The following is a 26,913-nucleotide window of genomic DNA, read 5'->3' on the forward strand; positions in this document are numbered from 1 at the left end:
CGCAGTGGGATTCGCCCCCGGCAACCTGGTGACCGCGCGCGGCCGCGAATGGGTGGTACTGCCCGAGAGCACCGACGATTTCCTAGTGCTGCGCCCGATCGGCGGCATCGATGATGATATTGCAGGCGTCCTGGTCAGCGAGGGGGTCAGCCCCGCCATCTTCCCCCCGCCGGCGGCTGATGACCTGGGCGATCATCTGAGCGCCTCCCTGCTGCGCAGCGCGCTACGGATCGGATTCCGTTCCACTGCAGGACCATTCCGAAGCCTGGCATCGATCGCGGTGGAGCCACGCGCCTACCAACTGGTTCCGTTGATGATGGCGCTGCGCCAGAATGTGGTGCGGCTGCTGATCGCCGACGACGTCGGTATCGGCAAGACCATCGAAGCCGGCCTGGTGGCCACCGAGCTGCTCAAGGCCGGCGACGCCCGGGGACTGGCAGTGCTCTGCGGCCCGGCACTGGCTGAACAATGGCAATCCGAGCTGCGCAGCAAGTTCGGGCTGGAATCCGAACTAGTTCGGCCCTCCACAGTGCGGCGGCTGGAACGCGGACGAATCGGGGCCGAGTCGATCTTCGAGCGCTACCCGGTCACGGTGGTGTCCACCGACTTCATTAAGAGCGCCCGCCGGCGCTACGAATTCCTGCGCACCTGCCCGGATCTGGTGATTGTCGACGAGGTACACACCTGTGTGGCCGACTCCACCAGTACCGGGACCGGCCGCACCCAACGCTACGAGCTGCTGCGTGAGCTGGCCGCCGACACCTCCCGGCACATTGTTTTGGCCAGCGCCACCCCGCACAGTGGCAAAGAGGAAACCTTCCGCAACCTACTGGGTCTTCTCGACCCCGACCTAGCGACCGTTGACCTGGAACAACGCAAGGGCCGAGAACTGCTGGCCAAACACTTCGTGCAACGCCGTCGCGCTGACATCCGCCGCTACCTTGATGAAGACACCCCATTCCCCAAGGACAGGCTCTCTACCGAGGTGCCCTACACGCTCAGCCGTGAATATGAGGCGCTGTTCACCAAGGTGCTTGACTACGCCCGCGAAACTGTCCGCACCGAAGACGGCGGGCTGGCCCGACGGGTCAACTGGTGGTCGGCGCTGGCGCTGCTGCGAGCTTTGGCATCCTCCCCGCGAGCCGCGGCGCAAACGCTGCGCACGCGTGCCGCCGCAGCGGCGGCCGCATCACCGGAGGAAGCCGACGCTATCGGCCGGGCCGTCGTACTCGACCAATCCGAGGACGAGGTGATCGAAGCCGCCGACACCACCCCCGGTGCCGATATTGACGCCGCTAGTAATAACGTGAAAGCGCGACGGCTGTGCGGCTTCCTCACTGACGTACAGAAGCTGGAAGGCAAACCTGATAAGAAGATCGCCGCTGCGGTCAAAATCGTCCAGGAACTACTGGAGCTGGGCTGCGACCCGATTGTGTTCTGCCGCTTCATCGACACCGCCGATTACGTGGCTGAACAGCTCACCGCCGCCTTGGGTAGAGGCGTGACGGTGCGGGCGGTCACCGGAACCCTGCCACCGGATGAGCGGATCGCCCGCATCGGTGAGCTGGCTGCCATCGAAGGCCGACACGTACTGGTGGCTACCGACTGCCTTTCGGAGGGGGTGAACCTGCAGGAGAACTTCCAGGCGGTGCTGCACTACGACCTGGCTTGGAACCCCACCCGCCACGAACAGCGCGAAGGCCGCGTTGACCGGTTCGGCCAGACCGCCGACACAGTTCGCACCGTGATGCTCTACGGCAGCGACAACCAAATCGACGGCGTCGTACTTGAGGTGCTGCTGCGTAAACACCAGGCGATCCGCAAAGCTACCGGTGTGTCGGTGCCGGTGCCCGACAACACGGATGCCGTCGTCCAGGCCCTGATGGAAGGCCTGCTGCTACGCGGCAAGGACGCCGAACAGCTCAGCCTGGATCTCGACGTCCAACAACAACGCGACACCCTCTATGGCCAGTGGGAATCCGCGGCAGAACGAGAGAAGATCGCCCAAACCAAATACGCCCAGCACGGCATCAAACCCGAGGAAGTCTCCGCCGAACTACGGGACACCCGCGAAACGCTGGGCACGAACACCCAAGTCGCCGACTTCGTCGAGCAGGCCCTGCGTGCACTGCGCTCCACGGTCACGGCCGCCGACACCGGATTCACTGCCACCCTGACACCGCTGCCGCTCGGCTTGCGCGATTCACTGCCACCGGGCCGCAGCAACCCACTGCGCTTCGCCACCGACCTGCCAGTGCGCCGCGGAGAGGCGGTGCTCAACCGCACCGACGCCTCCGTGGAAGCGCTCGCTCACTACGTGCTCGAATCCGCACTGGATGCAAACCTACCTGAAGAACAACGTCCCGCTCGGCGCTGCGCGGTTGTGCGCACGAATGCGGTGACCACCCGCACCACGCTGGTGTTGGTGCGCTATCGATTCCACTTTCAACTGCCGTCCCGCACCGGGACCAAACAACTCGTCGCCGAAGACGCCGCCACCCTTGCGTTTGAAGGCTCACCGGTTCAGGCGCACTGGCTCGATCCAGAGGCGGTCATCCCGCTGCTAGCAGCTCAACCTTCTGGCAATGTGCCCGCACCGCAGGCGGAGCAGTTTTTGAGCCGGGCCCTCGACGGGCTGCCCGACATCAATGGACACCTCGCCGAGCACGGTCAGCAGCTGGCAGAACGGTTGTTGGCGGCGCATCGTCGGGTTCGTCAGGCGTCCGCCGAGGTGGTACGCGGCTTGAAGGTCACAGTTGAACCCGGCGCTGATGTGCTGGGCATTTTCGTGTTCGTGCCCCCGGTGGGAGGCGGCAAATGAGCTACAACGCTTCGACATTCGTCGGCGTTCGCATCCAGGGTGGCTTACTGCCCGCCGATCTGCTGGGCCGGCTGGCTGCCCGCACCGGCGTTGACGGCCTGACTTCCAAGGATTATCACCTGGCTGCGGGGGAATCGGTCTCCGACGCAGCCAACCGGGTGTGGGCGTATCTGCGTGGGGCGTGGACCGCCTACCGGGAAGCCCTAGGTGCGCTGCCCGACACCGACGCCGCCACCGCCTTGACCCGGGAAAGATTCCTGATGGTGCTGCTCGACCAGCTCGGCTACGGTCGGGTGCCCACCACGGGCAAGGGCGGGATCACATTGGGCGAGCATGCCTTCCCGATCTCGCACCTCTGGGGTCCGGTGCCGATCCACCTGCTGGGCCGGGTGCCGCTGGATACCCGCACCAAGGGCATGGCCGGCGCGGCTGGGGCTTCCCCACAGTCGATGGTGCAAGAACTGCTCAACCGCTCCGATGAGCACCTGTGGGCGCTGCTGGCTAACGACACCACGCTGCGACTGCTACGCGACTCCACCTCGCTGGTCGGCTCGGCCTATATCGAATTCGATCTGGAAGCGATCTTCGACGGCGACCTGTTTTCCGACTTCCAGCTGCTGTACATGCTGTGCCAGCAGTCCCGCCTTGAAGTCCGTGACCCCGAAATCGGGCCCACCTCCTGCTGGCTGGAGCGGTGGCGCCAAGATGCCCTCGAGACCGGCTCCCGCGCGCTGAATCTGCTGCGCGACGGCGTCGTCGATGCCCTGCTAACCCTGGGGACCGGATTCCTCACCCACCCAGACAACACGACCTTGCGCGAACAGCTTGCCGACGGCACCCTGACGGTGAGCGACATCCACGAAGCCCTACTGCGGGTGGTCTACCGACTGCTGTTCACCTTCGTCGCCGAAGACCGCGGCGCCTTGCTCGACCCGACCGCTGACCCGACCGCCCGGCAGCACTACCTGGACTACTTCTCCACCGATAAACTGCGGCGCATCTCCCGGCGTCGCCGCGGCGGCCGCTACAGCGACCGCTGGCAGGCCCTGACTCTGGTGTGGCGCGGCCTCGGCGACGAAAACGGGCAACCGGAACTCGGATTGCCGGGTATCGGTGGGCTGTATGAGCCGGGGGAACTGGATTTCCTGACCACCTGCGCAGTCACCAACGACGCACTGCAATCGGCAGTGCGCTCGCTGTCGCTGGTGCGCGAACCCCGCTCGCAGATCCTGCGGGTGGTCGACTACCGCAACCTCGGCGCCGAAGAGCTCGGCAGCATCTACGAAGCGCTGCTGGAATTTGTGCCCGCCTGGGACCCGGCCACTAAGACCTACCAGCTAACGGTGTCGGCGGGTAACCAGCGAAAGGACACCGGTACGTATTACACCCCGACCTCGCTAGTGGAATCCTTGCTGGACACCGCTCTGGACCCGGTCCTCGACGACGCCCAGAAAGCCGATGACCCCCAAGAGGCACTGCTGAGCATCACGGTCTGCGACCCGGCATGTGGCAGTGGGCATTTCCTGGTCGGCGCGGCCCGGCGCATCGCCAAACGCCTTGCGCACATCCGCACCGGTGACCCTGAACCTGCCCCTGAGGCGGTGCGCACCGCGATGCGCGACGTGGTAGGCCGTTGCATCTACGGTGTCGACGTTAACCCGCTGGCCGCCGAGCTGGCCAAGGTGTCGCTATGGATGGAAACCCTCGACGCCGGCATGCCGCTGGCATTCCTCGACGCACAGATCAAGGTTGGCAACGGCCTGGTCGGCGCCACCCCGAAACTCCTCAGCGACGGCCTACCCGACGAGGCATTCAAACCGATCGAAGGCGACGACAAGAAGATCGCCGCCACCCTGGCCAAACAGAACAAAGCCGAACGCAAGGCCCAGGGCAGCTTGTTCGACATCGACATGGCCGCAGCCACCGAGAAACTCGGTGAGCAAGTTCAGCAAGTGGTCTCGGCCCCGGCGCTGTCGCTGGCCGACGTGCACGTACAGCAAAAGCGCTGGAACAGCTACACACGCTCGGAGGACTATCAGCGCCAACAGCTGGCCGCCGACGCCTGGTGCGCGGCGTTCGTCTGGACGAAAACCCCTGGCGCACCAACTGCGCCGACGCATCACACCATCGCCGCCCTGCTCGACGGCAACGGTGAACTCAGTGAGGCATCACAGGCTGAAGTGCAGCGGCTGACTGCCGAATACCGATTCTTCCACTGGCATCTGGAGTTCCCACACCTGTTTTCAGTGACGGCCGAGGCCGGAGACTCGGTGAACCCGGCCACAGGCTGGGCCGGTGGGTTCTCGGTGGTTATCGCAAACCCACCCTGGGAGCACATCGAACTCAAGGAGCAAGAGTTCTTCGAGGCGCGAGATCCGGACGTCGCCAAGGCGGCTGGCGCTAAGCGCAAGAAACTGATCGCCGAACTCATCGCCACCGACCGGCCACTAGGTCGCGAATACCTCACCGAGAAGCGTCGCGTGGACGGCATACGGCATTTTGCAGCGAACTCGGGCCGTTACCCATTGTGTGGGCGGGGCCGCATCAAGACCGATCCGTTGTTCGCGGAGACCGGGCGCGACCTGCTGGCTGCTGCTGGCCGCTTCGGGATGATCTTGCCCACCGGCATTGCAACCGACGCCACCACCCAATACTTCTTCAAAGACCTCGTCGTCAACGGGTCGATCGCCAGCCTCTACGACTTCGAAAATGCCAAACCGCTCTTCGAAGGGGTGCATCGCAGCTACAAGTTCTGCCTGCTCACCCTGGTCGGCCGCGAGGCTCGCGAACCAGAGGCTGACTTCGCGTTCTTCGCCCATGACCCAACAGACCTGCAACGCCCGAACGTGCGTTTCACGCTCAGCCCCGAGGAGATCACCCTGCTCAACCCGAACACCGGCACCTGTCCGGTGTTCCGCAGCCGCCGCGACGCCGAAATCACCCTCGGCATCTACCGCCGGGTGCCGGTACTCATACGCGAAGGCGATCCCGACGGAAACCCTTGGGGGATCAATTTCATGCAAGGTCTTTTCAATGTGACCAGCGATTCGGGGCTGTTTCACAGCCGCGAGGAGTTGGAGGGTGACGGGTGGGTGCTGCGCGGAAACGTGTTCGAGCGGGGCAAGGAGCGGATGCTGCCGTTGTATGAGGGGAAGATGATCCACCATTACGACCACCGCTGGGCCACCTACGAGCGTGACGGTACCGTCCGTGACGTCACGCTGGCAGAGAAACAAGACCCGAATTTCGTTGGCATGACGAGGTATTGGGTGGACGAGCGGGAAGTTGATGCCAAGCTCAAGGAGCGCTGGGATCGTGAATGGTTGCTGGGTTGGCGCGACATCTGCCGGAGCACTGACGAGCGGACATGTATCGGAACCATCAATGGGAAGAACGCATCGCCCGAGGGCGGAACACTGCTTACGTTCTGTGACCCGCCCGAAGCGGCCCCTTTATTGTTGGCGGACTGGAACAGCTTCGTGTTCGATTTCGTAGCCCGCCAGAAAGTCGGTGGCACACACCTCAAGTTCTTTACAATGCGTCAGCTTCCCATGCCTGCATCTGAAACATTGGGCCGAAAGGTGCCGTGGGCAGGGTGCCGCTGGTCAGATTGGGTAATAGGACGAGTCCTTGAGTTGGTCCTCGACAACACGGAGATGACTAATCTTGCTACCGATTTTGACGCCAGTTTGGCATCGTCTCCGTGGAAGGTTGAGACGCGCGCGCTCTGTCGTGCCGAACTAGACGCCGCATTCTTTCACCTCTATGGCATCGAACGGGACGATGTCGACTACATCATGGAGACGTTCCCGATCGTCAAACGCAAGGACATCGCCGAGCACGGCGACTACCGCACCAAGAAGCTGATTCTGGAGGTCTACGACGCGATGGCAGAGGCCGAACGCACAGGGGTGTCGTACATCTCGCCGCTGGGAGACACCGTGAAGAAGGGGGCCGAGTAGGCGATGACTGAGCAGCTCGCGACGAACCGATGGGCGGCTGCCACCGCACTGGAGGAGGTCGGACGGCGAATCATCGACTTCGGGTTCGGCAAAGACGACTCGCTGCTCACACCGGGTCGGCCGATCTGGACCGCAGCGAATCTCGACGAGCTGACCCGCTTCTATGTCGATAGGCCGGATGCCGGCTCGGGAGGGTTCTTCGAGAAGCTGAAGCTGCAACTCGCCGATGCCTCACCGGATGCGGTGCAGCTATTCGCCGAGCTGTTGATCCTCAACACGCTGCCGCTCACCAACGTCAGCGGAGCATTGAAGGTCAAGCAGATCCGCAACGTCCTCGATATGAGCCCGGCTCCGGTTGCGATACCGGCAGACGTCGCAGCCGTGCTGGAGGCGCCGGGGGTGTTCAACGGCGGGCAGGCCTTCACCAGCCACCGGTGGGCGCAACTGGTCTACCTCATCGAGGTTGCCCGATACTTCAAATCGCTGCCCGAACAGCGCCTGGTCGACGCACTCGATGACCCGCTGGCCTTCCGCGAAGAAGTCGGCGCGGTGCAGACCGGCCAGGCCGCTCAGAAGCAGTCGCTTCTGTACGTGGCGTTCCCGAAGTTTTTCCTGCCGATCGTCAGCGCCGAGCACCGCCAACTTTTACGTGATCGGCTGGCCGACAAGTATCTCGATCACCGGACCGGCGATCGAGACGCTGATATCGCCGCAATCTACGCCGCGGTCACCGACGCCGAGGGCGGCTACATCGACCTGTACGACGAGCCCTATGTGTACTGGTGGTTCAAGACACCTCCGCCGCCGGTGCGACGCGCCTGGAAAGTCCACGGCGCTGGCGTCAAAGGCCAAGATATGGTGCCGATCTGGCGCCACAAGAGCGCGGTCTCGCTGGCCGCCAGCCGGTTGCGCACCGTTGCCGCTGGCATCGGCCGCGACGAACTCAAAGCGGTCGTCGACGAGGATTACGACTCCTCGGGCTACGCTCAGCGCCAGGAGAAGCTCGACGAGTTCGGGGCGTTCCTTAACCGCATGCATCCCCAGGACGTCGTCGTCACCGTCAGCCAGGGCCGGGTGTATTTCGGGGTCATCACCGGGGATGCCGAGTACGTCGGCAGCAGCGACGGACGCTCCAACCTGCGTCGGCCGGTCAAGTGGTACGACAACTCGCTGCCGCTGGCCGAGCTGCCCGATGAGGTCGCCGCCCGACTGGGTGCCCAGGGCGAGGTGCTCGATCTGAGCCAGCACCTCGACACCCTGGTCGCGTTGGCCGAGCGACGCCAGCCCCCGGCCGGCACGACCGCGATGCATCTGCCGGACGCCACCGCCGAACTGGCCGAACGACTTTACGTGCCCCGGCGGTGGCTGCAGGAATGTGTTGAGCTGTTGCGTGACCGCCCGCAGCTGATCTTCTACGGCCCACCGGGCACCGGTAAGACCTACATCGCCCAGGAACTTGCCCGCCACCTGGCTACCGAGCCCAACGTCAAGATCGTCCAGTTCCACCCCGCTTACTCCTACGAGGATTTTTTTGAGGGCTACCGGCCCACAGGTCAGAGCGGCGGGCAGGTCGGGTTCTCGCTCAAACCCGGGCCGCTGCGGTCCCTGGTGGACCGGGCCAACGAGAACCCGACCGCGGTCTACGTTTTGATCATCGACGAGATCAACCGCGGCAACCTCGCCAAGATCTTCGGCGAGCTGTACTTCTTGCTCGAATACCGCGACAAGACCATCGACCTGCTGTACTCCTCAGAAGACACCGAACCGTTCACACTCCCGAAGAACATCATCATCCTCGGCACGATGAACACCGCCGACCGCTCCATCGCATTGGTCGACGCCGCGATGCGGCGCCGGTTCGCATTCCTGGCGCTGCACCCCGCGGAGGAACCCACCAACGGCATTCTGCGCAAATGGCTGGCAGACAACGGCCGCCCGAGCGAAGTCGCTGATCTGCTCGACGAACTCAATGCCCGCATCGATGACGCGGACTTTAAGATCGGGCCGTCGTACTTCATGCGGCGGGCGATCTATGACGGTGACGAACGCGGGCTGGAGCGGGTGTGGCGCACCGCCATCCTGCCGCTGCTCGAAGAGCACCACTACGGCGACCGCGCGGTGGATGTGATGGCACGGTATGGATTGTCGGCGATCGAAAAGGCGGTGCAGGCCAGAGTCGACGTCGCCTACCCGCCTGCAGTCTCGACTGTGGAACACGATGACACCATCGCCGCCGCTGACGCTGACTGAAGGCGGCGACTCGCAGGTCGTCGAGCTAACCGGTGGTGACTACCGGGTGCTGCAGCGGCTCGGTCTGGTCACGGTGACCCCGACACTCGACCCGGGCAGCTACGAGATCGCCGCCGGTCGCAAGGTTGGGGCGGTCACGGTGGGGGAGCGTCAGTTCATCGTCCGCCCCAAGATCACCGACTTGAACCGGCTGCTGTTCTTGATCGGGTACGCCAAAGACCAGCGGCTCTGGCGCGATGATCAGGTCGACCTCATCGGTGCCGACGACTTGCTGCCCGGCATCGCCGAAGCCTTCAGTCGGCTTGCCTCGCACGCCGTCGACCAGGGAGTTCTGCAGGGCTACCGCACGGTTCGTGAGGCGCTGCCTGTACTGCGCGGCAGAATGCTCGCAGGCGAGCAGATGACCCGACTCTATGGGCTGCCGGTGCCGGTCGCGGTCGAGTACGACGACTTCACCGTCGACATCGCCGAAAACCAGCTGCTGCTGGCCGCCACACTGCGGCTACTGACCGTGCCACGGATCAGCGAGACGGCAAGAAGGCGGCTGCAGCGGCTGCGTCAAAGCCTTGCCGACGTGTCGATCTTGTCGCGTGGCGCTGCTCTGCCGTGCTGGCAACCGAGCCGGCTGAACACCCGTTACCACTCGGCGCTGCGTCTGGCCCAGATTGTCCTTGCGGCAGAGTCTTTCGAGCATCATGTTGGTGAGCTGCGGGTGTCCGGCTACATGTTCGACATGTGGCGGGTGTTCGAGGACTTCGTCACCGTCGCGTTCAGTGAGGCACTGGAGGCATCCGGGTGGCGATGCGAACCGCAGGCGGTGTTGCACCTTGACGATGCGCGCCAGGTTCCGATGCGCCCCGATCTGCTGTGCCATGCACAGGGGGTGCCGGTGTCGGTCGTCGACGCCAAGTACAAGGCTGAGCGGTACGACGGGTTCCCGAACGCCGACCTCTATCAAATGCTCGCCTACTGTACCGCTCTTGGGTTAGACGAAGGACACCTAATCTATGCTAAGGGCAATGAACCGGTCAGCGTGCACACAGTGCGGCGGTCCGGCATCGTGATCCACTGCCACGCACTTGATTTGGCGTTGCAGCCCGCTGACCTACTGAAGCAGATTCACGGATTGGCCGTCCAGATTTCGTCGACCACGGTCGAAATAGGAGTGTAGTGACCGAGCCGACGACGTTTCGCCTCGACACACTCGACCTTGCATCGGTATTCGGCTGGGATTTGGACCATCTTTCTACTCTCGACGAGTTCAGCAAAGGCGGCATCACGATTCTGGTGCAGTACTCATCCGAAGACGCGATCACCAGCCTCACGCGAACTCGACCGAAACGCGCCGACGAAGCCTTCTCGGCAGTTTCACCGGGGAACAACGAGCGGCTTCGGTTGTGGTTGACGGGCCAAGCACTGGCGCCCGCTACTTCGGGCACCGGACTCTTCCAGGGGCTGAAGATCCTATTCGACCCTCGGGACACTGATGCCTGGGCGCCGCAGGAATTCCTCGATGCTGTCGAAGGCCAATCCGACAGCGCCTTCCTACACAGGGTTCTGGAGAGGCTGCAGGAGAACAGCCGGCTTCCGGCGATGGGCGATTACTGCCACCTGTTCTTCGGTCAGCGCCCCCTCGGCGGAATGTTTGTTTACCCGTTCATGCGCAGGTTCCCGCCGTACAAGTTCAAAGTCAAAGCTGGGCAGCTGCAGATTGCTGGCTGTTGGAAAAGCAACTTTAAGGTCACCGGGCATCCTGGTTTTGCGGAGCTGGCTTCGATGTTGGGACTTGACCACACCGGTTCTGCGCCTTGGAGTCCGGTCTCAGGACTTGACCCCGACGAGCTGTGGGAGGTAGGCGAAAGAGTCTCCCGCGCGATCAACGCTTGATCAAACCGCGGTCCGAAACCTGTTTCTGCAGGAGCCTAAGCAACGGCAGTTTGCGGTACGCAGCGTCTGTCCCCGCTCTACGGCGGTACCCAGGGGTGGAGCTGGTGAACCGCCGTATGTTGGTCGCGCCCGCCAATCTGCGTTCGCGTCGCCAGGCGTAGTTCGGCTCGGGTGGATCATCTGTCGGCGGTGCTGCGAAAACAGTGAGCATGAACTCGGCCAGGCGCTACGCGGCAACCACTCGATGCGCCGGCAGAACAACCACCGAGCCGTCTCCGGCGCGCACCATCTCGATCGCGACATCGGAAGGGCCCTCGGCAGTATCGATGCCGTCGCCTAACTCACGAAGCCGATAGGCGGTGCGCAACAACTCGTCGACCTCACCGCGAGAGAACACGATGTCGCGCACACCGCGGGGACGGTCGATCTGCAGGGACGACAGTCGTCGCAGTACACCGGTGATGTCCCTTTCCAGCTCCACGACCGACCTTTGATCACGTTTGAGGGTGCCGATGAAGTTCTCGAAGAGGTTCGCCGGATTCAATTGGGCGTGCTCTACGGCCTGCAGGACGATGACACGTTTCTTCAGTGCGATTGCTAGCTCGGCGAGTTCCAGATGGGCGCGGAAATCACCACCCTGTGGCTGATCGATCCCATCGAAGTGCTTCGTCAATTGCGCAAGCTCGACGGGTCGCCCACCCAACCCGTCGAGAGCGCGTCGCCATTTCTCGAGGCGCTGATGTGCCTGGGCTACGGCGGTCTCGATGGCGTAGACGGCGCTGTCCAATCCCAGCCCGACGCCGATCTTTCCCTCATCCAGCAGGATGGCGGTGGCCTTATCGATCGTGGCGCGGCAACCGCTGAGCGCCACGCGCTCGCGGTCGAGGGCGTCATTATGCAGCTGCGTCAGCATCGCTGAGATGTTCGCGATGGCCTGTTGTCGTTTCTGTTCGGCGTGCGCACTGACTCCGACGGCGACTGCCATCAGCACCAGGGGAGCAGCGACGGTCAGGGCCCCGGCGCTTGCTGCGGCGACCCCAGCCGTGGCCGCGGACCCGCCGGCGGCAGCGGCCGCCTTCCCAGCGACCGGAACAAACGTTGCCTGCGCGGCGATCCCCGAAGGCCCCATCATGGCGCTGTGCACGCCGCCGGGAACTGCTTTGGACGCCATCGACTTGACCATGCCGCCGCCGACCTGTGCGGCAACCTTCGCCGGGACGACCATGCGGTACAGGGTCTCGCCGGTGGCAGCGCTGGGAGCGGTCTTCGATGTCTGGCTGATCAGCTGCGACAGGTGCGTGGCCAGTGGGCTTGCCGCATCGAGGTGCATACCCTGTCTGCGGTCGAGTTTCGCCGGGACCGGGTGGGCTTCCAGGGTTGCGACCGGGGCGTCGGCGAGGGCCGCGAGCACCGTCCGCAGTTCGGTCAGCCGTTCGGGGGTCATCGCAGCATCCCCGGTTATCGGTGGCACCGTGACGTCTTGCGTCGCCAGCATCCACACCGGTCGGGCCGGCTCGTCCAGATCAGTCATTGAGGTGTCCCTCCTCGTCGCCACCGACCGACACCATATTCCGGCTAACCGACAAATAGGAATGCTCTTCGGAGGGCTCGTCTTATCTGGCGGGAGACAAAGGTGCCTTTGTCCATGGAATGCTGCTCGGTTTTGCACCAAGAGATTCGCGGTGGCGTTGCTCAGGGTGACCAGCTGAGTATCGACCTTCCGTCCGACCCATGTGTCAAGCTGCGTGTACTTCGGCGAAAGGACGTGGCAGTGGACGGCGCGGAGCTTGGCGGTTCGGTCGAGGCGGAAGTCTGGGAACTGCTCGACGCGGACGAGACGGTGGCCGAAGAGACGGCCTATCTGGTCGCGGCGGCACTGCAGGGAGACGCTGAGCTCTCCGAGCAGTTGGGTGCCGAAGCTTCCGTACCCGAGCGCCCGGACACGAAGACGATGGGCGGGCCGGCGCCATTGCGGGCGTTCCTTCGTGCGATCACTGTGTCGGGGTTCCGCGGTATCGGAACCCGTGCAACCTTGGAGCTGAACCCCTACTTCGGGATCACGGTGATCAGCGGCCGCAACGGCTCCGGGAAATCAAGTTTCGCTGAGGCCTTGGAATACGCCCTGACGGGTTCCAGCTATCGCTGGGCCAACAAGAAGGGCCAGCACTGGGAAGCCTCGTGGCGGAACCTTCATAGGGGCGAACCCGCGGCCATCACCATCGATTTCGCCATGGAACCGGACGATGGTCGCGATGGCTCCACCGCCACCATCGGCGTTGACTGGGCGGTAGGTGCGGAGCTGGACAGTGCCCACCGGTGGTCGCAGATCAAAGGGCAGAAACGTGAACCGATTACTGCGCTCGGCTGGGACCAGCCATTGGAGACCCATCGTCCACTGATGTCGTACGACGAGCTCGGCGGGCGTCTGGAGGACGCCCCTTCGGCGTTGTATGACTCGCTGAACCGCCTCCTTGGACTGGACATGATCGCCGACGCCGACGGTCGACTCAAGGACGCTGAGAAGCGACTAAGTGGGCCGCGTAAAGCCGCCAACGATGGCCGGACGCAACTCCGCCAGACGCTGGATAGCTCGTCGGACCCGCGTGCGGAGCAGGTCAAGAAGCTGATTGCTCGCATGCCCTACGACCTTGAAGCGGTGACGGCGACGACCCTGGGTACCGAGACCGACCAAGCGGCCACCATCGCCCGGCTGCGGACACTGGCTGCGGTGATCGTCCCGACCCCGGAGAAAGCCGCCGAAGTGGCGGCCGAACTGCGCGCTGCGGTCGATGACTACACGGCCGAGGCCGATTCCGCGGTGAAGGCGATGACGGCACGGGCGACGCTGTTGCGCGAGGCGTTGCATCTGCATGCGGACATCGGTGACGGAGCCTGCCCGGTCTGCGAGACCGGACCGTTCGACGGCGCGTGGCGAGTGGCGGCTGAGCAACGGCTGGCGGAGGCTGATGCGAGCACCGCCAAACATCAGGCATTGACTCAGAGGCTGGCGAGGGCTCGGTCGGCCGCCGACGGATTCTTCGCAACGATCGTGGCCGTGCCTCCGATCGACGGAGTTGAGCTGGCGTCGCTGTGCACCTTCAACAAGGCGCTGGAGGGTGCGCGGTCCGCGCCCGAGAGCCTGTCCGACCGTCCGACCCACGTGGAGATCGCGGCGCTGGAGTTGGCCGAAGCCGCAACTGCGCTGCGAGCGGAGGCAGCGGAGCGGGCCGCCGAACTGGAGGATGCCTGGGCGCCTAACGCGCGTGCGATCGCGTCGTGGGTCGACCTGGAGACCACGGCGAGGAAGGACGATGACCGCCTCGATCGCGTGAAAGCGGCGCTGAAGTGGTTGCGCGCCAACGCCGAGATGCTTCGGGAGCGGCGTCTCGCCCCGATGGTCGAGCAGGCCCAGCACATCTGGGGTCGGATGCGGCATGAGAGCAACGTAGACCTCGGGAGCATCACTCTTGAAGGGACCGCCACCCGGCGTCGTGCAGTCATCGACGGGACCGTCGACGGGGTGCCGGCCGGAGCTCTATCTGTGATGAGCCAGGGCGAGCTGCACGCACTTGCGTTGGCGTTGTTCATCCCACGGGCGACCACCCCGGCGAGCCCGTTTCGATTCTTGGTACTCGACGATCCAATCCAAGCGATGGACCCGGCCAAGATCGGCGGGTTCCTCGATGTATTGATCGAGCTATCGCGGACCCGTCAAGTGATCGTCTTCTCCCACGACGACCGGCTGCCGGCGGCCATCCGCGCTCGCTCGGTGCCCGCACAGCTGCTCGACGTCACTCGAGAGCAGGGGTCGGTGGTCGTGGTGAAGGAGAACGACCTGCCGGCGGATCGGTACGTCTCAGATGCGGAGGCGGTGATCTTCGACGATCACTTGGACGATCTTATCAAGCGGAAGGCGGCGCCCGGTCTGTTCCGGATGGCAATCGAGGCCGCGGCACACCAGCGGTTCTTCGGCGACCGGGCCAAAGCCGGTGTGGCCTATCACGATTCCGATGCTGTGTGGGAGGAAGCGAAGACCACTCAGCGGCGGGTGGCGTTGGCCCTCACGGGCGACGCGTCAGGCGATGTGTCCGGCTGGAAAGCTCAGCGAGGACACCGTTTCCCGACGATGGCGATTTGCGCCTCCGGCACACACAACGGTGCCGTGCTCGGCCGCGACGCTGTCAGGAACCTCCGCAACACCGTCCGCGACATCGTGGAGAGCCGATGATTGCCGACGCCGAACTGCTGCTTTCGCGGGCAGGTGCACTCCTCGATTCCCCGGACAAGGCTGCGGCGGGTAATTCGGCGCGCCTGGCAGCCTTCCTGGCACGGCAGGCGGTGGAGGAGCTGATCGACACCCGCTGCGCGACGCTGTGTGATTTCCCTGTGGTGGTTGGAACGACGAAAGCAAAACTCGCGGTCCTCAAATCGCTCGACACCACACCGGCCGGCGGAATCCTCATCGACGCCTGGCACCAGCTGACCGGCTTCTGTCACCAACACGCGTACCAGCTTGCGCCGACCGTGGCAGAGGTCCGGGAGCAATGCCTCGCAGTGGAACGGGCTTGCCTCGCCAACGTTTCGCCGGAGGGTGAAGCCGATCATTCCGGGTGATGTCGGCGCTGCGCGTACTCCACCACCGAATTGAGCGTCGCGATCAACCGCATGTCCTCCACGTTGCGCGCCCGGGTATTGAGCAGCTCCTCAGTACACACCAGATAAGCCAGACAACGGGCCCGGCTGATCGCGACGTTGAGCCGGTTGCGGGAGAACAAGAAGTCGGCGCCGCGGGAAATGTCCTCACCCGCCGAGGTGGTCATGGAGAAGAACACCACCGCCGCCTCGCGGCCCTGGAACTTGTCCACGGTGCCCACCGCCACATTGCGAGTCAACACTTCGGCATTGAGCCGGTCCCGGATCGCCCGCACCTGATCGTTGAAGGGGGCGACCACCATGAAATCCTCGGCTGTCAGAAACTTCTTGTCGCCCTTCTCATTGGTCCAGTTGGTGCCGACGAGCCGCGCGATCTCCGTCGCAATCAACTCCGCTTCCTCCGACGAGGACGTGCTGTTGCCACGGTGTTCGGCCTTTAGCCAGCGCAGCCCTGTCCCGGCCACCGTGCTCTGCTGCTCGCAGCTCGCATTGTGGGTGAGCCGACCGGCGTAGATCTCGTCGGAGATGAACCGGCAAACGTCGGGATGCATGCGGAAGGTCTTCGACAGGAACACACCACGGTCACCGGGCAGCGTTTCGTCCGTACCGAGGATGTGCTCCAATACGCTGCGCCCGCTGTTGTTGGGGTGGCTGGCCTGGGTGACCTGCGGCAGCTGCAGCGGGTCGCCTAACAGGACGACGTTGCGCGATGCAACTGATGCGGCAAGGGCGTCGGCCAGCGACAGTTGGCCGGCTTCGTCGACCAACAACACATCGACGGGGGAATCGCACATTTCCTTCGAGGCGAACAACCACGTGGTGCCGGCGACAAGGTTGACATCGCGCCGCGCGCAGTCCTTGCTACTACCGGCTCTGGTGCCATCAGGAACCGATGGCGAACCGGACTTCGGCTTCTTCACCGCGTTGAGCTTCGCGGTGTCCCCGTTGTCCCGGAAGAGCTGCACCACCTTCTCCAACACGTTATCGATAGCGTGGTGTGTCGTCGCGGTGACCCCGACCCGTCGGCCCGCCAGGATCAGTGCATGGATGAGATGCGCCGCGCTGTAAGTCTTTCCCGCACCGGGAGGGCCCTGGATCGCGGCGTAGCTGTTGTCGAGATGGGTCACCCAGCGGGTCATGTCGGCGAGATCGTCGGTGAACACACCACCGACAGGCTCGCCGCCGGCGGTGAAACGTGGCGGGTCCCTGCGCAGCAGCGCCATCGTCACCGGGTTGATGTCGGCGCCGTCGAGAAGCTGGTCGGCGAAACCTGACATTGTCTGGGGTTTCGGCTTGGGCTCGACCCAGTCGTGCAACAGCACCACGCTGGGAAGCACGCCGACCTCTTGCAGCGCCGTATTCCACACCAGGTCCAAGGTGCAGGAACTGCGTTCAAGGTTTTCGAAACTCGGATAGAACCGTTGGCCTTCAGCATCGACGAACATGACACTGCCGCCGTCGTATGGGAATCGCTCGAGCGATTGCGGGGGGAAGGAAAAACGCATGCCAGGGGTGATTGGTGTGCCCCTCTTGCCCAGTCGCTCAACCTCGCCGAGGCAATGCAGTTCGGTCAGGGCCTCAGGATCGTCGTGGAGTGCGGTGGTGTCACCCTCCAGCTTGGCCATCTTCGGCCCGATGTAGGCGAACCATTCCCGGCGCCAATATCCCAGCAGATCACCGAGCAGGTACTCCGGAGTATCGACAGCGAAGGCGTGCAACCGCTCGACATGTTCGTCGAGTTCCGGCAACCCGGGGTCGGGTTCGAGAACGGCATCCCGCCATGCCAAGTCGGTCGGCCGGTGCGCCACCAGCCAATCCCGCAACGCCATCGTCGCCCGCACGTCGTCCTCGTTGTAGACCGCGATGCTTGCCAACTCGGCTGAGTCGCGGTCCTTCATGAACTGCTCGTACTGCAGCACCGCGCCGGCACCCTTGTCGATGTCGTGGCTGCGCTGAAAGCTGGTAAGCCGTTCCAGAGCCTTAAGTCCGTAGGACTCGGTGCCGACTTGGATACTATTGCGGGCCACCAGGAGAAGGTCCACGAAGAAGCCCGTGTCGATCAGAGCGGTCAACGCGCGTTGCGCCACGTTGTGCTTCTCGGTGAGTGTGACCAGCGACGACCGCTCGGTGTGGTTGTAGTGGTAGACGTGCATGTCCGGGAAGGCCGCTCGCCGCTGCGCGAGGTAGTCGATCAGATCCGATACCGCGGTGGCTTCTGCCTGAATGTCATGGGCCCACCACTCGCGGTAGCGCCACTGCCCGTCCTCCCCGCGCTCCAACAACCCGAACAGAAAGAACAGTCCGGTCTCGACCCGCCAGAATGGGTGGCCCTCGAAGTCGAGGAACACGTCGCCATCATCGGGGCGGGGGAGTTCTTCGAATCCGTGCCCCCACACGGGGTCTTCACCGGATTCGACCAACTGGAATGGGGGTGAATCGTCATCGGCGAGCAACGCTGCTTGCAGTTGCAGCCGTGCCTGCTCAGTCAACCGCTCCAGCCGCCGCGGGCCTATGCCCACTACGGATGTGCGCGGCTGAGCGAGTGCGGTCATGTTCGCGATGCCGGCTGCCCCGAAGGTCACGGTCTCCGGCTGGCGAATCCCCGCGACGAGGTTCAGTGCTCCCTCGTCGTGCCACTGCTTGTCGCAGAGCGTTCTGAACTCGCAGAAGTCGCAGTGCGTACACGGCAGCGGAACCGTACCGGCCTCCGGTCCAGCCGTCAGCGTCTTGGACAGCTGCTTGCGCAACCGCCGCCAGTAGGGGCTGAAATCGTCGACCCGCAGCGTCTGCTGCTTCCCGGATCCCAACCACAGATGCATATTCCGTGGCCGAATGCCGGTGAACGCCTCGATCGCGTCGGCGTAGAAACACAACTGCAGCACATGGCCGGGCTTGGCTTCGGACCGGGCTAGTTTGGCGTCCACCGGTTCGTAGCGGCCGTCGCTGGTCCGCACCAGGAAATCTGCGATGCCGCGCACCCCGTCGTGGATGAACGGCATCTGGTAGATCACGTCCCAGCCGTCGTTGAACGGGTCGCCGAGGCGGGTCACCCAGGTCTCAAACGACTCGCGTTCGTAGCGTCCGGGTATCTCCAGAACGGACTTGCCATTTGCCTGATATTCGGCCAGGCACTGCTCTTCATGCTGCAATCCCTTGTCTAGCAGCAGCCTCGCGAACTCACCGAACGTTGAATTCGGTTGGGGCAGCGTTCCGCCGTCAACCTGATTGCGCAAAGTCAGATAGTGCGCGCAGTCCAGCCATGCGGTGATCTTCGACGGCGTGAGCAGATGTTCGAGTGGCGTTGGATCAGTCACCGGCTGATCCTCCGGCGGCGTTGTCGTAGCGGTGATAGAACGGCGGCGGGTAAGCCGGCTCGTAGGGGGCGCACACGCCGTGGGCTGGGTCGTAGTAGCCGCCCGAGCAGCTCTGGTCATAGCCGGGCTGTGGGTCGGCGGGCAGGTACGGCTGGCAGATCTCGTGGCGCGGGTCGTAGTACCCACTGCCGCCACATGGAGCCAGCGGCATCACAATGCTGACAATCAGGACGTCGATCATCGCGGCGCCTTCACTGTGACCGCCCACCGGCCGTCGAAAGGATCCAGCAACCGTGTGCCGATGTCTGCCACCGTCTTCACCCTCCCCGTCCATCTGCCCGTCTGGTTATACGTCAAGGCACTGACACAGCGGGCCGGTTTACTGCGTCGTCAGCGACTCCCACCGCCACCTACGGTGTTCCTGCCGGTCGGTGGCGCAGGCCAACAGCGACCACCGCGGCCCACGCCAGCCGAAGATCGCGACCTGGCCGAAACGTAGCCCGAGTGCGCGGGCCTGGCCATCATCCAGGCCGAACACCGCACGGCTTTCCTCCCGATGCGTGCCGTCAAAACTGACGCCGATCGCCGTGATCGATGCGATACCTGCGGTCTGAAGTTCGTGGTCCAACACGGCCATCCGCGCGAGATTCTCCGCGCTGGTGGGATTGCTGTCGGGTTGGACCGTGGTGATTATGTGCAACGGGCCCAGTGGTGGCTGCTCACAACCGATTTCGCCGCAATCTACGGGCCACACCGTTCCCGCTTGCCGGTCACCCTCGAACTCGACCGCGGTCTGGAGGTAATGCTGCCATGGGTAGTCCCCTTGGGTGCACTGTGCCAGCGTGGAGCTTGCTGTCCACTGGAAGTCGCTATGTTCGTGCGCCATGCAGTTACTGGGGATCCCGCTTGCTCAGGGCAACACGGACCTGCTCGATGACGTCGCCTGGTAGATGGAGTTGGAGGCTCGTCCAGGAGATATATGACCCGCCCCATTCGTTTTCTATCCGGGCCTCCCAGGAGGCCTGATGGTTCTGGGCTACGGCTGCGTCCTCGAATAACCGAACAGGGAGAGAAGGCGCTGAGTCTCCGACCCAGAGGCCGCGGAGAACTTCATTGTTCAGCAACCAATCGACAAACACGTTGACGATGCTGTCGACCGGTCTGACTGAGACGCCGAAGCTGCTGTCGATACCACCATTGTCGTGGCGGCTGAACTCAACGACCGCACTCGATGTGGCGAGTCCGATCGTGGTGTCGCCGGTCAGCGGGTTGTCGTCGCCCTCCCCGACATAATGCTCAGCCCATAGGGTTTCCACCTGCGGTTCGGTCTCCTCACACATCGGCAGCATGACGCTTCCTTGGTGGAGGGTCGGATATGCCATCCAAGGCACATCATTGACCTCTGCGTAACACTCGCACGGATCGCCTCCGGCCGGCACCGGCTGCAGCACGAATGGCAACTCCGCAGCGATATCTGGGGAACAGTTGATCCGAGATTCCTCACCGGCGCGAATCTCACGCAGCTCCGGCGTCGAAGAGATCACGGCGAGGGCATCGGTTTCCGTGCAGGGCGTTTCCCGGCCATCGGCATCCCGCAACAGCAGCATGGCGTCCGTGGAGATCAACTCCACTCGTCCCAGCAGCGGTGCGTCGACCCCCTCACCGTCGTGGCGTGCAATCGCATAGACCGCTTCTGCAGTCATTCTGTGGTTATCTCCTGGATCGGCCGTCGGGAACACTGGAGTTTCCGGTTGCTAGTCGACAATTAGTCGTTCGTCAATCACGATCTGCACTTCCGCGTCGTCGTAGCCGAGATACTGCAACACGCCGATCGCCGTCAGCTTGCCGCTGTGAACCTGGACGGCCAGCCAGTCTTCGAAGGTCAAACCGTCGTCATCCGACGCTGGAAAGATATGTTCGCGCAGTTGATAAGCGGACCAACGCTTCCGGCCATCGGTGTAGTGGACGACTACGCGTCCTTCGGTTTCGATCGACTCGTAGACGCCGGTCTCAAGGATGTACTCTTCGACGTCACCTCCATCGATACTTTGAACGTCGGGTGGCAGCCCCTCCGCTAGTTCCGGCGTGAGCTCATCAAATGCCTCATCGAAGGTGAGAATCCGGCCGTCGTCAGTGCGGTAAACGACCGTGAAATCGCCAGTCGCGGCCTCCGCGGCCCGCCGGTTAATCGCCCTGTCCGGCGCTAGGACGGCGTAGTACTCAGCGCTGTCAGACGCCACCGGATGAGTTCTTCCTCTGAACCAGGCGGCGGCGTAAGCGGATCGGTTTCGCTGGTAGAGCACCTGGTTCTCCAGCATGCCGTCCCTGGCGATCAGGTTCGGAATGAAACTGCAAAACGCAGGGCGGGGCTGATCCTTGGAGGTGGGGTCCAGACACCAGGCCCCCAATCGACCACTGATCGTCGATCATCATCTTCTGGTAGAGCCTGTCCAGGGCCGCATCCCCGACATCTGTCATTAGGGCCTACCTTTCTCAGTTAGCTGGTCGGTCACCGGAATCGATCATGGCGTCTTCGTCGGCCTCTCGCGGCGCGCCGCCACCGACCAAGATGCCCGTCTTCGGTGTCGGGCTGAATGGATCAACCCAACTTCGCAGACGTGCCAAGGCAGCCGCGAAGGCAATCGCGGCGATGTTGCCGTTCTTGGTGCCCTCGAAGGCGCGTTGTCCCGCCGCTCGGGCCTCCGCATCCATAGCATCGCCGTCGGTATCGACGTCGGCCATCATCCGGGCGCGCATAGCTGCCTCTCTGGCGGGTTCGTCGTAGTCGCCGTTCATGAACCCGGCCTTTGCCAGCACCGCCACCGAACTAGCCGGGCCACTGCCGCTGAGGCGCAGCTTTCGCGGGTCGTCCAGATCCGCGACAGCACGGAGTATCTGAACCGTTTCCACAGCAACCTGGTTCGGCTTTTCGCGCGAGACTTGAACGCTTGCGTCGTCCTCGTCGCTCCATGACAGTGCGCCCACGCTGAACCAGAGACGGCTGTTGGCATCGCAGCGGAACTCCACCAGCGGCGGCATCACCGTCCACTCCCGAGAGATGGTGAAAACGTCCCGGGGGTGCAGCATCCCCGCGAGATACGCCGCGACGAACGTCTGGAACGATCGCCACTGGTCATCCGAGGTGTACTTGGTAATGGAGATCTCCATCGTTCCGGGTCTCCGCAGGGGAGACGCTCTTGCCCGCACCGGTTGGGGCAGGCCGCTTCGTCATCCGAGCCACCTACGAGCGTGGGGTTGGCGTGCCATCCAGTCGGAGCTTGACGACGGCAACTCATGAAGTCGCTTCGGGATAACCAGATGCACCGACACGGGTGGGGTAATGACCGACTTGGTCGACTCGCGCCGCCTTCGAGGGACCGTTCGGCCTGTCCGGCGACGAACCGAGTCTGCCTTTGGGCACTGCCGGGCCGCGGTACCGCCGCCGGTACTGACAAACCCGCGCCGCACGCCGACGCAGATCGCTGAGCAGCGGATCCAACGCTGCTTCCGATCGAGCAGTGAACCGTCCCATTTGGCATCTGATTGCCACCGGATATCGTAGGCCGACAATCGAATCGAACAGATCTCCGAAGTTGTTCGACCTGATGGAGGTCTTCGCGTCGACCGCGACTTGTCGGTACCCGCCGATCGCCTGACCGTCACGGTCGATGGCAGGGGATGGGTACGTCGGTACGCCGTTACCGTCGGCGGCATCTTCCGGGCCGATGCGATTCAAGCTGCGCCGAAGCGCCAAATCGTCCCGATAACCCCGAATGGACCGACCATGTCCAACCAGAATCTCATCTGGCTCGCATTCCTGCTCGACCGCTCCGGCTCGACGCAATCGATCAGTCCGATGTCATCGGCGGATTAGAGGCTTTCATCGCCGAGCAACGTCGATGAATATCCGCGGTTACCGCACCGCCAAACTTACCGATGCGGACGCGGTGATGTCGGATTCTCTGCCGAACAACGCGCAGAGCTGGCGGACGACGTTCAAGCGGGACTTGGGGATGCCGGGCGGGAGCGCCAGCCGCCTTTGCCTCGGCATATTCGGCACACGGGCGCGGGTATGGATGTTTAATCGATTGCCTGGAGAACGACATTAGGGCGCTGCCCGATGGGATACCCGTAGCGACCGACATCGAAATGTGCCTACATGGGCCGTTCCCTCTCGGCCAGCGGCTGCGGCGGGTCCTCGCCGCTGGCTTCCATATCGGCGATCACGTCGCCCACCAGACGCAACATGCCGGCGAACGCTTCAGTGGGGGATGCCTCGAGCCACGACAAGTAGGGGAACTCCACACACAATGCGACCCACTCGCCGTCTTCCGGGGACCACTCAACGCGGTAGGTGTAATGCTTCACCGAACCTTCGTTCTCGGTCGGCGGCCAGCGTGTGCGACCTGCCGGGATGTGGCAGACCTGCTGCAGCCGTTGGCGAAGACGCATCAACATCGCTATTTCTCCCGTCTTCTCCTGCCGCACCCTGGGGGAAGCGCGGCCGGTGGGGCAGCGAGTTGAATGGCTCGGCTGCCTGTTGCGCACACCGTATCCGGGACGGCCGACAGGCTAGCGGGATTTTGCGAGCCCAACGATCTGTCAGTGCTCGGCGCTATCCTGATGTTGCGTCATGAGATGCCGTTGCCAAGCTCCGACTGGGCGGCACGCCAACCCCACGCTCGTGGGTGGCTCGGATGACGACGCGGCCTGCATCAGCCGGTGCCGGCAAGAGCGCCTCTGCCAGCAGGGGCCCGAAAGCTCGGTGGTGTGATGGCTGACTTGGATCTGGCGAAGTTGCGTTATGCCGCGGCGGAATTCGGATATTGGCCAGCGACTAGCGACGATAAGCACCTAGCGAAGCTGCGCGACGACAACGATCGCTTCGACGGCGTGAACTGGATTGGGCGTCACCGTTTTCGCGGACACAACCCGCACCCCGCGCCGACCCGTGATAGTCCGGAGCGATGGGATTGCGATTGCGGCGAAGTGTGGCCCGGCCACACCAGCGGACAGACCAGTAGGAGATACGCCCACCTCAGGGCCCAGAGGGATAGGAGAACATCGGATGACTGACTCCGCGGTGGCAGGGTACGACATCATCGGCGACGTCCACGGCTGCGCCGACGAGCTGGAGGCATTGCTGGCCAAGCTCGGCTACGAGATCACATACGGCACAGGGGAGTACCGCCACCCGAGCCGGCAAGCGGTGTTCGTTGGCGACCTCATCGACCGCGGCCCAGGCCAATTGCGAGTGCTACAGGTGGTCAAGGCCATGGTCGATGCGGGCAGCGCCCAGATCGTGATGGGCAACCACGAGTTCAACGCGCTGGGCTACCATCACGAGCATCCGGACGGCAGCGGGAAGTACCTGCGAACCCGTAACGCGAAGCACACCAAGCAGCACCAGGCATTCCTGGACCAGCTCACCGACCACCAACAGCGCCGCTACCTCGACTGGTTCGCAACCCTGCCGCTGTGGCTGGACCTAGACGGACTGCGCGTCGTCCACGCCTGCTGGCATAAAGAATCGATGGATATGGTGCAGCGGCACTGCGGGTCCAGCGCCCCTTTTGCAGATACGGCGCATCTCGTGGCGGCGCACGACAAGGCGCACGAGCTCTACGGCGCGATCGAAAACCTGCTCAAGGGCTCGGAGATCAGCCTCGTCAAGCACGGCCTGCGCCCGTACCAGGACAAGGACGGCCACACTCGGGAGGAAGCCCGCACCCGCTGGTGGAACAGCGACGCGCGCACCCTGAGTGACATCGTTGTGATGAGCAGCGGCTACACCACCGCGGATGGCGAGCCCTACCCGCCACTGCCGGAGACGGTACTGCCGCCCGGGGGCCGACCGTTCGTCTACACCGGCGAGGTCCCTGTGTTCTACGGTCACTACTGGCGGCAGGAGTCACCGACCCCTGGGGAGGACTTCACCGGCCGCACCGCGTGCGTCGACTTCAGCGCCGTCAACGGCGGGCCGCTGACCGCCTACCGGTGGTCGGGGGAGGATACGATCGACCCCGACAACTATGAGCAACTGCGCTGACCGGTGAGAGCGTCGGCGATATCCATTTCGGAATTGTCTATGTCCTTCCGGCGCGGCGGCAGTGCGTTGTCCTGGGTTGATGGTCGGCGCCGGGATCGGTCGAACCGGCTACGTCTAGGTATTCGCCGCGCCCACCCCCTCCCCGCCCCTGCGACCATGGACCGATGACCGCAACACTCGTCGCCAAGAACGTCGCCGGCGGCTTCGCGCACCGCACGCTGTTCGAGGGCGTTGACCTGACCGTGGCTCCGGGCGACGTCATCGGCGTCGTGGGGGCCAACGGCGCAGGCAAGAGCACGCTGTTGCGGATCCTGGCCGGCGATCTGGAGCCGCTGCACGGCGCGGTCACCATCGCCCCGGCCGACGCCTTTGTCGGGTGGCTGCCGCAGGAGCACGAGCGGGTGGCAGGGGAGACCGTGGGCGCCTATATCGCTCGCCGGACCGGCTGCGCGCAGGCCTCGCAGGCGATGGACGCCGCGGCCGCGGCCCTGGCGGATCCGGATCTGGCTCCCGCGCATACCGATCCGGCCGAGGCCTACTCGATCGCGCTGGACCATTGGTTGGTCACCGGCGCGGCCGACCTCGATGACCGGTTGCCTGCGGTGCTGGCCGACCTCGGGCTGGACGCCGAGACCGTACAGCCCGAGACGACCCTGATGACCGGGCTCTCGGGTGGGCAGGCCGCCCGGGTGGGCTTGGCCGCGCTGATGCTGTCGCGGTTCGACATCGTCCTGCTCGATGAGCCGACCAACGACCTGGACCTGGACGGGCTGGCCCGGCTGGAGCAGTTCGTGCGGGATCTGCGCGGCGGAGTGGTGCTGGTCAGCCACGATCGGGAGTTCCTGGCCCGCAGCGTCACTCGTGTCCTGGAATTGGATCTGGCGCAGAACACCACGACCGTCTTCGGCGGCGGGTACGACAGCTATCTCGAGGAACGCGAGATCAACCGCCGGCACCGGCGTGAACAGTACGAGGAATTCGCCGAGAAGAAGGCCGACCTGGTGTCACGCGCCCGCACGCAGCGGGAATGGTCCAGCCAGGGCGTCCGCAACGCCATCCGTAAGTCCCCCGACAACGACAAGATCCGCCGGCGCGCCGCCACCGAGTCCAGCGAGAAACAGGCGCAGAAGGTGCGTCAGATGGAGAGCCGGATCGCTCGCCTGGAGGAGGTCGCCGAACCTCGCAAGGAATGGACGCTGCAGTTCACCATCGGGGCTGCGCCACGGTCGAGCTCGGTGGTCGCGACCCTCGACGCTGCCGTGGTGCGGCACGGCGAGTTCGTCCTCGGACCGGTGTCGCTGCAGGTGGATGCCGGCGAACGGATCGGCATCGTGGGCCCCAACGGGGCGGGAAAATCGACCTTGCTGCGCCTGCTGCTCGGCCGCCAGCAGCCCGACGCGGGCCGGGCCAGTCTGGGCGCCAACGTCGCCATCGGCGAAATCGACCAGGCGCGCGCCGGCTTCACTGGCACCGACCGTCTTGTTGACCGCTTCGAGCAGTGGGTGCCGGACTGGTCGACCGCGGACGTGCGGACCCTGCTGGCGAAGTTCGGGCTGACCGCCGACCACGTGGAGCGCGCGGTGGACGACCTGTCGCCCGGGGAGCGCACCCGCGCCGGTCTGGCGTTGCTGCAGGCCTGCGGCACGAACGTGCTGGTCCTCGACGAACCGACCAACCATCTCGATCTTCCCGCGATCGAACAGCTGGAACAGGCACTGGAAACCTACGACGGTGCGCTGTTGCTGGTGACGCATGACCGCCGGATGTTGCAGAACGTCCGGCTGGACCGCTCCTGGCGGGTCGAGAACGGGCGCGTCACGGAGTTATAGGAAGGGGTTGGTCCGCGGCACCGGATGCTGTGTCACACGAACTCAGGGGGCTCCGTTACCGGGACAGTCCAGATGGACCCGGTGATGCTGGAGAATGGAGGCCGCAGTGAACCGGGCGGTCGACGGACGCCCGGGGACGGGGAATACC

The 26,913-nt window shown here is 64.1% G+C and carries 18 protein-coding genes and 2 riboswitches; of the genes, 10 read left to right on the forward strand and 8 right to left on the reverse strand.

The genetic code is table 11. The annotated features are described in order from the left end of the window. Window positions 1-4 precede the first annotated feature (4 nt). From BST15_RS02920 to BST15_RS22500, 5 genes are read left to right on the forward strand one after another with little or no spacing between them, the layout of a single operon-like run. The gene (locus tag BST15_RS02920; protein ID WP_046187830.1) at window positions 5-2,821 is read left to right on the forward strand and encodes a helicase-related protein; all 2,817 of its coding nucleotides are present in this window, start codon (window positions 5-7) and stop codon (window positions 2,819-2,821) included. Further along, window positions 2,818-6,783, forward strand: a complete 3,966-nt coding sequence (locus BST15_RS02925) for an Eco57I restriction-modification methylase domain-containing protein (protein WP_046187831.1) — start codon at window positions 2,818-2,820, stop codon at window positions 6,781-6,783. Before BST15_RS02920 ends, BST15_RS02925 begins: the two co-directional genes overlap by 4 nt. Before the next feature lie 3 nt (window positions 6,784-6,786). After that, window positions 6,787-9,033, forward strand: coding sequence for an McrB family protein (locus BST15_RS02930; protein WP_046187832.1), 2,247 nt, complete (start codon window positions 6,787-6,789; stop codon window positions 9,031-9,033). After that, window positions 9,002-10,204 carry an McrC family protein gene (locus BST15_RS02935; protein ID WP_046187833.1) on the forward strand — a complete coding sequence of 401 codons (1,203 nt, stop codon included), beginning with the start codon at window positions 9,002-9,004 and terminating at the stop codon, window positions 10,202-10,204. The genes BST15_RS02930 and BST15_RS02935 overlap by 32 nt, the downstream gene beginning before the upstream one ends. Beyond that, window positions 10,204-10,920 carry a hypothetical protein gene (locus tag BST15_RS22500; protein WP_234708172.1) on the forward strand — a complete coding sequence of 239 codons (717 nt, stop codon included), beginning with the start codon at window positions 10,204-10,206 and terminating at the stop codon, window positions 10,918-10,920. Before BST15_RS02935 ends, BST15_RS22500 begins: the two co-directional genes overlap by 1 nt. A gap of 226 nt (window positions 10,921-11,146) precedes the next feature. Here BST15_RS22500 and BST15_RS02945 read toward each other — a convergent pair whose 3' ends face one another. Beyond that, a complete protein-coding gene (locus BST15_RS02945) occupies window positions 11,147-12,451 on the reverse strand; it encodes a hypothetical protein (protein ID WP_046187834.1) in 1,305 nt (434 codons plus the stop codon). 240 nt (window positions 12,452-12,691) lie between these two features. On the opposite strand from BST15_RS02945, the gene BST15_RS02950 reads away from it, so the two are divergent. Both BST15_RS02950 and BST15_RS02955 read left to right on the forward strand, forming a co-directional pair. After that, window positions 12,692-15,148 carry an ATP-binding protein gene (locus BST15_RS02950; protein WP_046187835.1) on the forward strand — a complete coding sequence of 819 codons (2,457 nt, stop codon included), beginning with the start codon at window positions 12,692-12,694 and terminating at the stop codon, window positions 15,146-15,148. Next, the gene (locus BST15_RS02955) at window positions 15,145-15,534 is read left to right on the forward strand and encodes a hypothetical protein (protein WP_046187836.1); all 390 of its coding nucleotides are present in this window, start codon (window positions 15,145-15,147) and stop codon (window positions 15,532-15,534) included. The genes BST15_RS02950 and BST15_RS02955 overlap by 4 nt, the downstream gene beginning before the upstream one ends. Here the strand turns inward: BST15_RS02955 and BST15_RS02960 are convergent. The 6 genes from BST15_RS02960 to BST15_RS02980 all read right to left on the reverse strand — a co-directional run bounded on the left by BST15_RS02960 (window position 15,522) and on the right by BST15_RS02980 (window position 22,055). Continuing rightward, entirely contained in the window at window positions 15,522-18,887 is a 3,366-nt protein-coding gene (locus tag BST15_RS02960; RefSeq protein WP_234708173.1) for a TM0106 family RecB-like putative nuclease, read from the reverse strand. The genes BST15_RS02955 and BST15_RS02960 overlap by 13 nt on opposite strands. Continuing rightward, entirely contained in the window at window positions 18,880-19,128 is a 249-nt protein-coding gene (locus tag BST15_RS22505) for a hypothetical protein (protein WP_234708174.1), read from the reverse strand. The genes BST15_RS02960 and BST15_RS22505 overlap by 8 nt, the downstream gene beginning before the upstream one ends. Before the next feature lie 138 nt (window positions 19,129-19,266). Continuing rightward, window positions 19,267-19,773, reverse strand: coding sequence for a DUF3293 domain-containing protein (locus BST15_RS02965; protein WP_046187838.1), 507 nt, complete (start codon window positions 19,771-19,773; stop codon window positions 19,267-19,269). Window positions 19,774-19,777: 4 nt separating this feature from the next. Then, window positions 19,778-20,590, reverse strand: coding sequence for a hypothetical protein (locus tag BST15_RS02970; RefSeq protein ID WP_046187839.1), 813 nt, complete (start codon window positions 20,588-20,590; stop codon window positions 19,778-19,780). A gap of 51 nt (window positions 20,591-20,641) precedes the next feature. Further along, window positions 20,642-21,205 (reverse strand): hypothetical protein, encoded by a 564-nt coding sequence (locus BST15_RS02975; RefSeq protein ID WP_131701164.1) that lies wholly within the window; start codon window positions 21,203-21,205, stop codon window positions 20,642-20,644. A gap of 175 nt (window positions 21,206-21,380) precedes the next feature. Next, window positions 21,381-22,055, reverse strand: coding sequence for a hypothetical protein (locus tag BST15_RS02980; RefSeq protein WP_046187841.1), 675 nt, complete (start codon window positions 22,053-22,055; stop codon window positions 21,381-21,383). 20 nt (window positions 22,056-22,075) lie between these two features. Next, window positions 22,076-22,187: riboswitch (SAM riboswitch) on the reverse strand. A 331-nt stretch (window positions 22,188-22,518) separates the two neighbouring features. Between BST15_RS02980 and BST15_RS02985 the strand changes: the two genes are divergently transcribed. Next, the gene (locus BST15_RS02985; RefSeq protein WP_046187842.1) at window positions 22,519-22,761 is read left to right on the forward strand and encodes a hypothetical protein; all 243 of its coding nucleotides are present in this window, start codon (window positions 22,519-22,521) and stop codon (window positions 22,759-22,761) included. 281 nt (window positions 22,762-23,042) lie between these two features. Here the strand turns inward: BST15_RS02985 and BST15_RS02990 are convergent, their stop codons facing one another. Continuing rightward, on the reverse strand, window positions 23,043-23,345 hold the full coding sequence (locus BST15_RS02990) for a hypothetical protein (RefSeq protein WP_131701165.1): 303 nt from the start codon (window positions 23,343-23,345) through the stop codon (window positions 23,043-23,045). 171 nt (window positions 23,346-23,516) lie between these two features. After that, a riboswitch (SAM riboswitch) is annotated at window positions 23,517-23,628 on the forward strand. Between the two features lie 327 nt (window positions 23,629-23,955). On the opposite strand from BST15_RS02990, the gene BST15_RS02995 reads away from it, so the two are divergent. Next, the gene (locus BST15_RS02995; protein ID WP_046187844.1) at window positions 23,956-24,936 is read left to right on the forward strand and encodes a metallophosphoesterase; all 981 of its coding nucleotides are present in this window, start codon (window positions 23,956-23,958) and stop codon (window positions 24,934-24,936) included. Window positions 24,937-25,100: 164 nt separating this feature from the next. Continuing rightward, the gene (gene abc-f, locus BST15_RS03000) at window positions 25,101-26,765 is read left to right on the forward strand and encodes a ribosomal protection-like ABC-F family protein (protein WP_046187845.1); all 1,665 of its coding nucleotides are present in this window, start codon (window positions 25,101-25,103) and stop codon (window positions 26,763-26,765) included. The last annotated feature ends 148 nt before the right edge of the window (window positions 26,766-26,913 follow it).

This window comes from Mycolicibacter arupensis (assembly GCF_002086515.1).
Classification (GTDB): Bacteria; Actinomycetota; Actinomycetes; order Mycobacteriales; family Mycobacteriaceae; genus Mycobacterium; species Mycobacterium arupense.

Bases quoted from the DNA above. Each gene is read 5' to 3' on its own strand.
- BST15_RS02925 (WP_046187831.1), top strand. From the start codon at position 2,818: ATGAGCTACAACGCTTCGACATTCGTCGGCGTTCGCATCCAGGGTGGC.
- BST15_RS02930 (WP_046187832.1), top strand. From the start codon at position 6,787: ATGACTGAGCAGCTCGCGACGAACCGATGGGCGGCTGCCACCGCACTG.
- BST15_RS02935 (WP_046187833.1), top strand. From the start codon at position 9,002: ATGACACCATCGCCGCCGCTGACGCTGACTGAAGGCGGCGACTCGCAG.
- BST15_RS02945 (WP_046187834.1), bottom strand. From the start codon at position 12,451: ATGACTGATCTGGACGAGCCGGCCCGACCGGTGTGGATGCTGGCGACG.
- BST15_RS02955 (WP_046187836.1), top strand. From the start codon at position 15,145: ATGATTGCCGACGCCGAACTGCTGCTTTCGCGGGCAGGTGCACTCCTC.
- BST15_RS22505 (WP_234708174.1), bottom strand. From the start codon at position 19,128: ATGATCGACGTCCTGATTGTCAGCATTGTGATGCCGCTGGCTCCATGT.
- BST15_RS02965 (WP_046187838.1), bottom strand. From the start codon at position 19,773: ATGGCGCACGAACATAGCGACTTCCAGTGGACAGCAAGCTCCACGCTG.
- BST15_RS02970 (WP_046187839.1), bottom strand. From the start codon at position 20,590: ATGACTGCAGAAGCGGTCTATGCGATTGCACGCCACGACGGTGAGGGG.
- BST15_RS02975 (WP_131701164.1), bottom strand. From the start codon at position 21,205: ATGCTGGAGAACCAGGTGCTCTACCAGCGAAACCGATCCGCTTACGCC.
- BST15_RS02980 (WP_046187841.1), bottom strand. From the start codon at position 22,055: ATGGAGATCTCCATTACCAAGTACACCTCGGATGACCAGTGGCGATCG.
- BST15_RS02990 (WP_131701165.1), bottom strand. From the start codon at position 23,345: ATGTTGATGCGTCTTCGCCAACGGCTGCAGCAGGTCTGCCACATCCCG.
- BST15_RS02995 (WP_046187844.1), top strand. From the start codon at position 23,956: ATGACTGACTCCGCGGTGGCAGGGTACGACATCATCGGCGACGTCCAC.
- abc-f (WP_046187845.1), top strand. From the start codon at position 25,101: ATGACCGCAACACTCGTCGCCAAGAACGTCGCCGGCGGCTTCGCGCAC.